Source organism: Sphingomonas sp., from assembly GCF_031372575.1.
In the GTDB taxonomy this organism is placed as follows: domain Bacteria; phylum Pseudomonadota; class Alphaproteobacteria; order Sphingomonadales; family Sphingomonadaceae; genus Sphingomicrobium.
This window is the reverse complement of the sequence record NZ_JANMLM010000037.1, coordinates 1-11,643: the sequence shown is the minus strand read 5'-3', so window position 1 is coordinate 11,643 and position 11,643 is coordinate 1. Positions and strand designations below refer to the sequence as shown.

Genomic DNA, 11,643 nt, shown 5'->3' with positions numbered 1-11,643 from the left:
GACACCATCAACGTCCTAAACGAAGTTGGTTAAACAAATGCTTAACGAGATGGGCAGGCGCCGACGCGATTTGCAAACACCGTCCGCGCATATGGGTAGCCATCCGAAATCCCCTGCGAATCAACCTTGATCGAGCGAGGGGTGAGAACTTCGACCTTCGACGTTCCAAAGCCGCCGCTGGCGCAGGTGTAACTCACTTCGGCGCGATCGGCGGTTGACGACAGGATCACCCGCTCACACTTCTTGGTGCGATGTTCCCACTGCATCAGCAAACCCGGGTCGCTGAGGCAAATTCGCTCGGCTTTGCCGCCGACGGAGGCGCTGACTTGCCACTCGCCCGGCGCGACCATCGGCAATGGCAAACCCGCCGCGCCGACCGCCAAAGCGATCGCAATGCAAGCTCCAAAGCGTGACAGGCGGGGAAGCGAATCCATGACCTTAAAATAACAGACATTAGTAAATGAAATCTAGGGTGAAGTGAGACTTTCAACCTCGTCGAGCGAGATCGGAAAATCGGTCGCGCAGAAAGCGCAATCGACGCGGATAAACCCATCCTCTCCGACCATCGCCGCGCGCTCCTCCACGGGGAATCGCGCAATCACCGACCGCACATAATCGGGATCGCAGCGGCAGCCTTTGGCCAGCGCCACCGGCGGGAGGACGCGCACTTCTTCTTCCTCATGGAACAGCCGCCACACCAATTCGTCGAGCGGCAGCGCCCGGTCGAGCAATTCCTCGTCCTTGACCGATCCGGCCAGCACCGCGACGTGCGGCCAATCAGGATGATCGAGACGCGTGTGCAGCCGCTCGCGCCCTTCCTCGCCCTCGGGCAGATGCTGGAACAGGATCCCGCCCGCAGTCCAACCCGCCTCGCCCTTTGCGGCGGTGAGCCGGACGATCGAGGGGATTTGCTCGGACTGGGTGAAATAACTTTCGGCCGCCTTGCCCAGGCTGTCGCCCTCCAGCGGGACAATCCCCTGATAGCGTTCCTTGGTCGCCGCCTGGTCGAAGGTGATCGCCAGATAGCCCTTGCCAAACAAGGCGAACAGGCTCGGGTTCGGCCCCGCCTCGACCAATCGCTCGGCGTCATGGCGAACATAGCCGCGCAACTCTCCGCCCTTATAATCGCACACTAGAAGTTCGACGATGCCATTCTCGGTCTGCGCCTGCAGCGTCATCTGCCCGCTGGCATCCTTGAGCAAAGATCCCAACAATGCGGTCAGCACCAGCGCTTCGGCGAGCATGGTCTCGATCACCGGCGGGTACGAATGATTGGCCAGGATCGCATCGATCGACTCGCCCAGCCTGACCGCCCGCCCCCGCGCCGCCCGCGCCGGGATGGTCACGCCAAGCGAGACGTCGAGATTGAGGGGAACGTCGGTCATCTGAGCCGAGATAGGGACGCAACGCGGCGATTCAAAGCTTGCCCAGGCACCATAGCAATAGCGACTTTTGCGCGTGCAGCCGGTTTTCGGCCTCGTCCCACACCGCCGACTGCGGCCCATCGATCACAGCATCGGTCACTTCCTCGCCGCGATGGGCCGGCAGGCAGTGCATGAACATCGCCTGCGCCCCCGCCCCAGCCATCAGCGCATCATCGACTGCAAACGGTGCCAGTGCCTGCCCGCGATTATCGCTGTCGCTGTGGCCCATCGATGTCCAGGTATCGGTGGCGACGACATCGGCACCCTTCGCTGCCGTCGCCGCATCGCGAACGATCGGGATCGTTCGCCCACGCGCCGCCGCCTCCGCCAGTACGCCCGCATCGGGCTCGAACCCCTCGGGGCACGCCACGGTCACGTCGAAGTGCATCAGCCCTGCGGCCTCGATCAGCGAATTGCAGACATTATTGCCATCGCCGAGCCACACCCACTTGCTCCCCGCCAGCTTCGACTTGCGCTCGAGCAAGGTCAGCATGTCGGCCAGAATCTGGCACGGGTGCGACGCATCGGTCAGCCCGTTAATCACCGGCACGGTCGCATGGTTGGCCATCTCGACGACTTTGGCATGATCGTCGGTGCGGATCATGATCGCATCGACATAGCGCGACAGCACCCGCGCGGTATCTGCGATGCTCTCCCCGCGACCGATCTGCGATGACGCCCCGTCAAGCACCAAGGCCGATCCGCCCAATTGCCGCATCGCCATGTCGAAGCTGACCCGCGTCCGCGTCGAATTCTTCTCGAAGATCATCGCCAGTACATGCCCGGCCAGCGGCGAATGGCCATCGACCTGACCTTTGGGCCAGCCGGCGCGCGCGCCCTTGCGGTCCATCGCATCGCCCAGGATCGCGGCGATCGCGTCGCCCCCGGCATCCTTCAGATCGATGAAGTGGCGAGGGCTCACGCCGCCGCCGGCACCTGATAATCACCCGCCGCGGCCGACAATCCGTCAACGAATTCGCGGATGTGGCGTTCCTCGATCGTCAGCGGCGGCAGCACGCGCACGACATTGTCCGCGGCCGCAACGGTCAAAATTCCCTTGGTCCGCAGATAGGCAACGAACGCGCGGCTGTCGGTCTTCATCTTGATGCCAAGCATCAGCCCAAGCCCGCGAACGCCCTCGAACAGATTATCGTGGTTGGGGATCATCTGCGTCAGCGCCGCGCGAAGCCGCTCGCCGGTTTCAGTCACCTGCGCCAGGAATTCATCATTGGCGACAACATCAAGCACTGCTTCGCCAGCCGCCATCGCCAACGGGTTGCCGCCATAGGTCGACCCGTGGGTGCCGATCACCATTCCCGCTGCGGCCTTCTCGGTCGCCAGGCACGCCCCCAATGGAAAACCCCCGCCAATGCCCTTGGCCGAGGCCATAATGTCGGGAGTGATGCCATAATGCTCATGCGCATACAGCTTGCCGGTCCGCGCCATGCCGCACTGCACCTCGTCCAACACCAGCATCAGATCATGCTCGTCGCACGCCTTGCGCAGCCCGGTCAGGAATTCCTTCGACGCCGGGCGAATGCCGCCCTCGCCCTGCACGGGCTCGAGCAGGAAACCCGCCGTATTCTCGTTCACCGCAGCGAGCGCCGCATCCAGATCGTCGAATGGCACCACTACAAAGCCCGGCAGCAATGGCTCGAAGCCTTCGCGCATCTTGGGCTGGTCGGTCGCGCTGATCGTGCCCAATGTCCGTCCGTGGAACGCGTTGGAGAAAGTTATTAGCACATGCTTGTGCGGATTGCCTTTGGCGAAATGGTAGCGCCGCGCGGTCTTGATCGCGCATTCGACCGCTTCGGCGCCCGAATTGGTGAAGAACACCGTGTCAGCGAAGGTCAAATCGACCAGCCTTTGCGCCAGTTTCTCGCCCTGCGGCGATCCGTAGAGGTTTGAGACGTGGACCAGGGTCTCGGCCTGCTTCTGGATGGCCTTGGTCAGATGCGGGTGGCCGTGGCCGAGCAGATTGACCGCGATCCCGCTGGCGAAATCGAGATACTGCTCGCCGCCTTCACCGTACAGATACACCCCCTCGCCGCGCACCGGGCGGACATCGCAACGCGGATAGACGGGCATGAGCGGCGTAATGGCCATTTGAGCTGTGATCCTTTTGAACGGCAAATGGCGACCCCCCGGCCGCCACATGTTCGGCTATAGGACTGCGGCCCCCACAAGGCAAAAAGAAAGGGGCGGAACCCTTTCGGATCCCGCCCCTCCTCTACGCTTACCGGGGCTACAAGCCCGAAAGCTTAGTCGTGGTCGTAACCGCGATCATCTTCGTAACGGTCATTGCGTCCGTCGCGATCGCGATCCTGCCAGTTGCGCTGATCGTTCCAGCTGCCGCGATCGTCGCGGTTGCTGCCCCAGCGGTTGCCGTCATTCGCCTGATAGCGAATGTTTTGCTCGAGGCGCGCAATCTGCACTTCGAAGTTGCGACGCTCATAGCCGTTCAGGCCATTGTACGACGCCTGACGCAGCTGGCGCTCAAGCATGTTGGCCTGGTAGCCAAGCTGACGCGCCTCGCGGTTCGACAGGATGTTGCGGCGATCGAGCTGTTCGATCTGACGCTCGATCTGGTTGATCCGCACCATCAGGCTGCGCACCTGGCCACGATTGTCGTAGCCATAGGCATTGCCATATTGGTTGCCATACTGGCTGCCATAATAATTGCCATACGGGCTCCCATATTGGGTGCCGACGGAAACGGTCAGCTGAGCAGCAGCGGCCGGGGCCGCGATTGCCAACGTGCTGGCGGCGAGAATTGCAGAAATTAGTACCTTACGCATTTTGGCTCTCCTTCGAGCGGTTGATGAAGCTGGTTTAGGCCACCGTGGTTGAGGCGACGCTGAACGGGGGCGTTATTCGCCATTCAGCTAGCCCAACGGCGCGCGGAGAGATTTGTTCTGGGCGTTATGTGAGGTTAATCTGCGCGGCGACGAACCGAGGCTGGATTGCGGCCGGACGTTCAGGATCTGCCGGCGCACATAACGCCGAGTCGCAAATCGCTAATTCTTGATCTTCCAACCGCTGCGCAACAGCGCATAGCAGATCACGAACAGCACGGCGTTGATCGCCAACAGAAGGATCGCACCAAACAGCACCGGCGAATCGGTCACGCCAAGGAAGCCGTAGCGAAAGCCCGAGATGACATAGAAAAACGGGTTGGCGTGGCTCACCGCGCGGAAGGCGGGCGACAATTGGTCGACCGCGTAGAACGTGCCCGACAGCAACGACAGGGGTGTCACGACGAAATTGGTGACCATCGCCGCCTGATCGAACTTGTCGGCCCAGATCGAGGTGATCACGCCGAGGAAAGCGAGCATCAGCGAGCCCATCAGGCCGAACCATAAAGCGGTCAGCGGATGGGCCATGCTGACATGCACCCCGGGCCATAAGGACATCACCAGCCAAACCGCCCCGCCAACCAGGAACGCGCGGGTCACCGCGGCCGACACAAGCGCCGCGATCAATTCGCCAGTCGACAGCGGCGGCATCAGATAATCGACGATCGTCCCCTGCATCTTGCCGACCATCAGGCTGAAGGACGCGTTGGCGAAGCTGTTCTGCAGCATCCCCATCATAATCAGCCCCGGTGCGATGAAATCGGCGAACGGCACCCCCATCACGGTCTTGCCGCTACGCCCCAGCGCGACCGTGAAAATCACCAGATACAGCAAGGTGGTGATCGCCGGCGCCCACACGGTTTGCATGTGGACCTTGAAGAACCGCCTGACCTCCTTGATATAGAGAGTCTTGAGGCCGCCCCAATTGACCCCTTCGAGGATTGGCTTGCCCGGTTCGCTAAGAACCCGTGGTTGAGTCTGGTCGTTCACGATTCAATCGCCTATCGGCACCAGCGTGCCTGCACAAGCGGGGCGGCACGCAACATGCGACGGAGTTAGAATTTTCATGAGCTGGACCGACGAGCGCATCGAGCGCCTCAAATCGATGTGGACCAATGGGTCGACCGCAAGCCAGATCGCCGAAGACCTCGGCGGGGTCAGCCGCAATGCGGTGATCGGCAAGGCGCATCGCCTCGGGCTCGAATCGCGTCCCTCGCCGGTCAAGGCGGGTGAAGAGAAAAACAAGGTCAAGAAGGCTGTCGCGCCCAAGTCGGCCGCCGCCGCAGCCACTGCCAAGCCTGCGCCAACAGCGCCCAAGGCCGAAGCGCCCGCTGCGGCTGCAGCCGCCGCCGATGTCGCCCCCGGCGATGCGCCGCGCGGATCGGGTCCCAAATTTCCGCCCGCCCCGCAGCGCGTCCCGACGCCCGGTGAAACCCAGATGCAATATCGCTCGGTCGGTCCCGGCGGCTTCATCCGCCAGGGTCCGGGCGATACGCAGGCGCCGATCCCGCCTGCCCCGCCGCGCCGCCTGGTCCCCGCCAAGCCGAGCCCCGAGGTTGCCGACAAGACCAGCCTGCTCGAATTGAACGACCGCATCTGCCGCTGGCCGATGGGTCATCCGGGCGAGCCCGACTTCCACTTCTGCGGTCAAGCCTCGAACCCCGGCTTCCCGTACTGCGTCCAGCATTGCGGAGTCGCGTATCAAGCCCAACTCCCCCGCCGCGACCGCCGCCCACCCCCGCCGCTGCCATTCGGCGGCCCGCGGGTCAGGTAAGCATGAGCCCCGGCCTCACCGCCGGGGCTTTTTCTTGTCCGCTGTGACCTCGGTGCCGCTTGGCACCCCGCCCCGCACCCCCCTATAGCGTTCGCAATATGTCCGATCTTTTCGCCTCCGGTTCCACCGCCGCTTCGCCCGACAGTTACGACGCTTCCGCGATCGAGGTCCTTGAAGGGCTCGAGCCGGTCCGGCGGCGGCCGGGAATGTATATCGGCGGGACCGACGAGCGCGCGCTGCATCACCTCGCCGCCGAGGTCATCGACAATAGCATGGACGAAGCGGTCGCCGGCCATGCCAGCCGCATCGAAGTCACCCTCGAACCCGGCAATCGCCTGACTGTCAGCGACAATGGTCGCGGCATCCCGGTCGATCCGCATCCCAAATATCCCGGCCAGTCGGCGCTCGAAGTGATCATGACCACGCTCCATTCGGGCGGCAAGTTCGAGGGCAAGGCTTACTCCACCAGCGGCGGCCTCCACGGCGTCGGGGTCTCGGTGGTCAACGCGCTGTCGACCGAAACCATCGTCGAGGTGGCGCGCGACAAGAAATTGTATCGCCAGTCCTTCGCGCGCGGTCTCGCCACCTCGAAGCTGGAGGAAGTCGGCGCCGCGCCCAACCGTCGCGGCACCACGCTCACCTTCACCCCCGATACCGACATTTTCGGCAGCGACATGCGGTTCGATCCGGCGCGGCTGTATAAGCTCGCCCGGTCCAAGGCTTACCTCTTCGCCGGGGTCGAGATCCGCTGGCGCTGCGACCCCGCCCTCGCCTCCGAAGCCGTCCCCGAAACCGCGACCTTCCAATTCCCCGGCGGCCTCGCCGATCACCTCGCCGAACAGCTCGCCGACCGCGATTGCGTTACCACCCCCGCCTTCGCCGGGCGGCAGGATTTCCCCGATGCGCAAGGCTCGGCCGAGTGGGCGGTTGCCTGGCCGTTGTGGAGCGAGGGCAGTAACGAATCCTATTATTGCAACACCATCCCGACCCCCGACGGCGGCACCCACGAAGCGGGCTTGCGCGCCGCGCTGACCAAGGGCGTCCGCGCCTTCGGCGACCTGATCGGCAACAAGCGCGCCAAAGAAATCACCGCCGATGACGCCTTTAATGGCATCGAGCTGATGCTGTCGGTGTTCATCCGCAACCCGCATGTCCAGAGCCAGACCAAGGACCGGCTCACCAGCCTCGAGGCAGCGCGCTTCGTCGAAGCCGCAGTGCGCGATCATTTCGACCATTATCTGGCCGACAATATGGATCGCGGTCGCGCGCTTCTCGGCGCCATTATCGAACGGATGGACGAACGCCTCAAGCGCCGCGCCGAACGTGAGGTCAAGCGCAAGACCGCCACCAGCGCGCGCAAGCTTCGCCTCCCCGGCAAGCTCACCGATTGCTCGGCCAACGACCCGTCGGGGACCGAATTGTTCATCGTCGAAGGCGACTCCGCCGGCGGCTCGGCCAAGCAGGCGCGCAACCGCAAGAACCAGGCGATCCTGCCGATCCGCGGCAAGATTCTCAACGTCGCCAGTGCCACCGCCGACAAGATCCGCGCCAATGCCGAAATCGCCGATCTCCAGCTCGCGCTCGGTTGCGGCATCCGCGACAAGTTCGACGAAGGCGCTTTGCGCTACGAACGCATCATCATCATGACCGACGCCGACGTCGACGGCGCGCATATCGCGACCCTGTTGATGACCTTCTTCTTCCAGGAAATGCCCGAGCTCGTCCGCCGCGGCCATCTATTCCTCGCCCAGCCGCCGCTCTATCGGCTGACCAGCGGCGCCAAGTCACTCTACGCCCGCGACGACGCCCACCGCGCCGAGATCGAAGCCAAGGAATTCAAGGGCAAGAAGGTCGATGTCGGCCGCTTCAAGGGCCTCGGCGAGATGAACCCGGGCCAGCTGAAGGAAACCACGATGGACCCGGCGTCGCGCTCGCTGATCCGCATCACCTTGCCCTCCGAATATCAGGACCGCCAGCCGGTAAAGGATTTGGTCGACCGCCTGATGGGCAAGAACCCCGAGCATCGCTTCAATTTCATCCAGGCCAACGCCGCAAACCTGAGCGAAGACGAGATTGATGCCTGAGCGGCCACCCCGACCTTAATTAGGCAATGATCGCCCCTCCCGTTGAGGGACGGTGGCGCTCGTTTTCGACTTGCGCGGCGGTGTTTAGCCTTTATTCTCAACCGGCTTGCGGACCTGTTCGCGCGCGATTGAATGACTATGGGGGAAGCGTTTCGGCCTTCGCCTCGCCCTGCCCGCTATAGTTTGAGGTTGCGTATCATGCCGACAATCAACGGAACGACTGGAAACGACACGCTCACCGGCACCGCTGGCGATGACGTCATCGGCGCGCTTGCCGGGGACGACATCGTCAATGCGCTGGACGGCAACGACACTATCTTTGCGAGCACCGGCAACGACACGATTAGCGGCGGCGGCGGCGATGATTATGTGATCGCTGCCGAAGGGGACGACATCGTCAATGGCGATGACGGCAACGACATCCTGAGCGGGGGTGTTGGCAACGACATCGTCGATGGCGGTGCCGGAAACGATACGCTAACCGTCCGCAACGACCAATTTGCCGGCTCCGATCTGTCGAGCGGCGACCAATTCATCGGCGGCACCGGGTCTGACACCATCGTCTTCAACGGCGATTTTACCTATGGTTTCGTCGGCTTCGACCTCACGGGAAGCTCGGTCAGCGGGATCGAGATATTGATCGCCGATCTGCCGGTGTTCCTGACCATTGCCCAACTGGCCCAATTCTCCACCTTGCAGGGTATAATCCGGGTCGTCGGCAGCGGCACGATCGATCTCAGCAACAATCGCTTTGCCAGTGGCGCGCTCTATCTCGGCTCGGGTAACGACATCGTTAGCATGGGCACCGGCACTTCGACCGGTTACGTCAATCTATACGGCGGCGGCGGCGATGATCAGATCATTGCGAACGATTCCGCCAATTCTCTGGATGGCGGCGATGGCAATGACCGGTTGGAAGGTCGCGGCGGCGGCGATTCGCTGTCCGGCGGTGCCGGCAACGATATTTTGCTCGGTGGTGACGGCGACGACACTCTTACTGACAGTTTCGGCGATGACATATTGGACGGCGGCACCGGGAACGACACCTTCTTCGTCGATCCGCAAGCTGGCTTTTCGTCTGCTGACCAAATCATTGGCGGAACGGGCTATGACACCCTCTACATCGCATCGTCGGGTGCTATAACCGACTGGCTCACGCTGGCCCAGATCAGCGGCATCGAACGGCTCAGCGGTGGCAATGCGCGCTTCATCATGACTGTTGCCGAGGCGACTCAGTTCGACCTGCTTGAACTCGGCACGCTCCAATTATCGACCGCCGGCAACCTGACCGTCGGATCGGCGATCAGGGTGAATGACTTCGTGCTGAGCGGCCTTGGCAACGGCCTTGACCTGTCCGCCAACATGAATGGCACCCGGGTGATCGGCGGTGCCGGCAATGACAATATCACCGGCTCGCTATACTATGATGACCTCGCCGGGGGCGGGGGCGACGACATCATCAATGGCAGCGGCGGCAGTGATACACTGTCCGGCGGTGCGGGCGCCGACTGGCTCAATGGCGGCAGCGGCGATGACACGCTCAGCGTCGCCATCGGTGAGGCTGTATCGGCCGGCGATCGGTTCACCGGCGGTACTGGTGACGACCGGCTGGTGGTCGCGTTCGATCCCTACGCGAGCGTGCTGACTGACTTGTCGCTGGCCGTGATCGACTCTGACCTTGAAAGCCTCCAGGGCGGGCGCGTTCGCTTAACCATTGGGCAGATCGACAATTTCCAGTCGATCAGCCTCAACCAGTTGCACATCGCCAACGGGGGGTCGCTCGACCTCACCGGGCAACTAATCAGCGGCTCTTATCTTTACCTGAGCGATGCCGGCAACAACGTTACGCTCGGGACCACCAGTTTCTACGAGGTTCAAGGCGGCACGGGCAGCGATTCGATCATCGGCACAGCCCTTTCCGACCGCCTGCTCGGCGGCGCCGGCAATGACATACTGACCGGCGGCGGCGGCGGTGACTTCATCATTGGCCAGGCGGGTGCCGACACGATGATCGGCGGTACTGGCGACGATTGGTATGACGTCGATGATGCCGGTGACGTGGTGGTCGAATTGGCGGGCGAAGGGATTGACTTCATTTACAGTGCGATCGGCTACGTCCTTCCCGCCAACGTCGAAAACCTGTCCTTGTATGGCGAGGCATCGGTCAACGTGACCGGCAATGATCTCGCCAACCGTCTCGGCGGCAATGGCGGCAATAACGTCCTTGATGGTGCAGGCGGCGCGGACGTGATGGCTGGCGGCAATGGCAATGACACCTATTACGTCGACAATATCGGCGATGTCGTCGACGAGAACGGGCAGACCGGGATCGATACCGTCTATAGTTCGGTCGACTTCACGCTGAGCGTATTTACCGAGAATCTGACGTTGACGGGTACCGCTGCGCTCAATGGCACCGGCGGCGCGTTCGACAATCTGATCATCGGTAATTCGGCGTCCAACATCATCGACGGCGCTGGCGGTGCTGATACGATGCAGGGCGGCGGCGGCGACGATCTCTACTTCGTCGACGACGGCAATGACCGGGTTATCGAGGCGGCCGGTGGGGGCTTTGACCAGGTCATCACCGCATTCGATTTCACGATCGGCGCCAATGTCGAGGAACTGACATTGGTCGGCACTTACGATTCGGCCGGCAACGGCAATGATCAGGCCAATATCATTCGCGGCAATGTCGGCTCCAACTTCCTGCTCGGCTTCGGCGGCAATGATTCGCTCTACGGTGGGCTTGGCAACGATTATATCGACGGAGGAACAGGCGACGATTATCTCCGTGGTGACGAGGGCAACGACACTATGTTCGGCGGCGCGGGGGTCGATTGGATCGCTGGCGGACTGGGCAGTGACACGCTGACCGGCGGCGCGGATGCCGACACCTTTTACCTCGGTACCGCCATCGGCAGCGATATCGACACCATCGCCGACCTTGGTTCGACCGATATCATCTATCTCGACAGCGCGATTTTCTCGGTTCTCCCGGCGGGCGCGCTCAGCACCACGGCGTTCAGGATCGGAACGGCAGCCACCACAACGGCGCACCGCATTCTCTACAACAGCACGACCCGCCAATTGTCCTACGATGCCGACGGCAGCGGCGCTGGGCTCGCAATCGTGTTTGCAACGCTGGCCATCGGGACGACGGTCACGGCGGCCAATTTCCTCATCGGCTCGCCACGTCCGATCATTGTCGACAGCGCTTCCACCTATGCGCTCGCGGGCAGCGAACAGAATCTGGTTCTCACCGGTGGTGCCGCAGTCGCCGGATCGGGCAATGATCTCGATAATGTGATCACCGGCAATTATGCCGCTAACGCGCTTTCGGGTGCGGGGGGCAATGACACGCTGACCGGTCGCCTTGGTGCCGACACGCTAACCGGCGGAACCGGCGCGGACGCATTCTCCGACACTGTCTCCGGCCTCAACGGCGACACGATCACCGATTTCACCAGCGCCGACCGGATCGTGCTGACCGATGCCACCTTGGC

At 62.6% G+C, this 11,643-nt stretch carries 9 protein-coding genes; 3 read left to right on the top strand and 6 right to left on the bottom strand.

The genetic code is table 11. The annotated features are described in order from the left end of the window. Positions 1-41: 41 nt before the first annotated feature. The 6 genes from RMN73_RS02675 to RMN73_RS02650 all read right to left on the bottom strand — a co-directional run bounded on the left by RMN73_RS02675 (position 42) and on the right by RMN73_RS02650 (position 5,269). Entirely contained in the window at positions 42-434 is a 393-nt protein-coding gene (locus RMN73_RS02675; protein WP_309601773.1) for a hypothetical protein, read from the bottom strand. 33 nt (positions 435-467) lie between these two features. Further along, complete coding sequence (locus RMN73_RS02670; protein ID WP_309601772.1) at positions 468-1,385, bottom strand: Hsp33 family molecular chaperone HslO; 918 nt, start codon at positions 1,383-1,385, stop codon at positions 468-470. Between the two features lie 31 nt (positions 1,386-1,416). After that, on the bottom strand, positions 1,417-2,346 hold the full coding sequence (argF, locus tag RMN73_RS02665) for an ornithine carbamoyltransferase (protein ID WP_309601771.1): 930 nt from the start codon (positions 2,344-2,346) through the stop codon (positions 1,417-1,419). Then, on the bottom strand, positions 2,343-3,530 hold the full coding sequence (locus RMN73_RS02660) for an aspartate aminotransferase family protein (RefSeq protein WP_309601770.1): 1,188 nt from the start codon (positions 3,528-3,530) through the stop codon (positions 2,343-2,345). Before RMN73_RS02660 ends, argF begins: the two co-directional genes overlap by 4 nt. A gap of 155 nt (positions 3,531-3,685) precedes the next feature. Next, positions 3,686-4,222 (bottom strand): hypothetical protein, encoded by a 537-nt coding sequence (locus tag RMN73_RS02655; RefSeq protein ID WP_309601769.1) that lies wholly within the window; start codon positions 4,220-4,222, stop codon positions 3,686-3,688. A 219-nt stretch (positions 4,223-4,441) separates the two neighbouring features. Continuing rightward, positions 4,442-5,269, bottom strand: coding sequence for an ABC transporter permease (locus tag RMN73_RS02650; protein ID WP_309601768.1), 828 nt, complete (start codon positions 5,267-5,269; stop codon positions 4,442-4,444). 76 nt (positions 5,270-5,345) lie between these two features. Here RMN73_RS02650 and RMN73_RS02645 point away from each other — a divergent pair, with 76 nt between their 5' ends. The 3 genes from RMN73_RS02645 to RMN73_RS02635 form a co-directional block, all read left to right on the top strand. Next, entirely contained in the window at positions 5,346-6,053 is a 708-nt protein-coding gene (locus tag RMN73_RS02645; RefSeq protein ID WP_309601767.1) for a GcrA family cell cycle regulator, read from the top strand. A gap of 98 nt (positions 6,054-6,151) precedes the next feature. Then, positions 6,152-8,137 carry a DNA topoisomerase IV subunit B gene (gene parE / locus RMN73_RS02640; RefSeq protein WP_309601766.1) on the top strand — a complete coding sequence of 662 codons (1,986 nt, stop codon included), beginning with the start codon at positions 6,152-6,154 and terminating at the stop codon, positions 8,135-8,137. A gap of 198 nt (positions 8,138-8,335) precedes the next feature. Beyond that, positions 8,336-11,643 (top strand): calcium-binding protein (locus RMN73_RS02635; RefSeq protein WP_309601765.1); only part of this gene is annotated, 3,308 nt, incomplete at its 3' end.

Bases quoted from the DNA above. Each gene is read 5' to 3' on its own strand.
- RMN73_RS02660 (WP_309601770.1), bottom strand. From the start codon at position 3,530: ATGGCCATTACGCCGCTCATGCCCGTCTATCCGCGTTGCGATGTCCGC.
- RMN73_RS02645 (WP_309601767.1), top strand. From the start codon at position 5,346: ATGAGCTGGACCGACGAGCGCATCGAGCGCCTCAAATCGATGTGGACC.
- RMN73_RS02670 (WP_309601772.1), bottom strand. From the start codon at position 1,385: ATGACCGACGTTCCCCTCAATCTCGACGTCTCGCTTGGCGTGACCATC.
- RMN73_RS02655 (WP_309601769.1), bottom strand. From the start codon at position 4,222: ATGCGTAAGGTACTAATTTCTGCAATTCTCGCCGCCAGCACGTTGGCA.
- parE (WP_309601766.1), top strand. From the start codon at position 6,152: ATGTCCGATCTTTTCGCCTCCGGTTCCACCGCCGCTTCGCCCGACAGT.
- RMN73_RS02675 (WP_309601773.1), bottom strand. From the start codon at position 434: ATGGATTCGCTTCCCCGCCTGTCACGCTTTGGAGCTTGCATTGCGATC.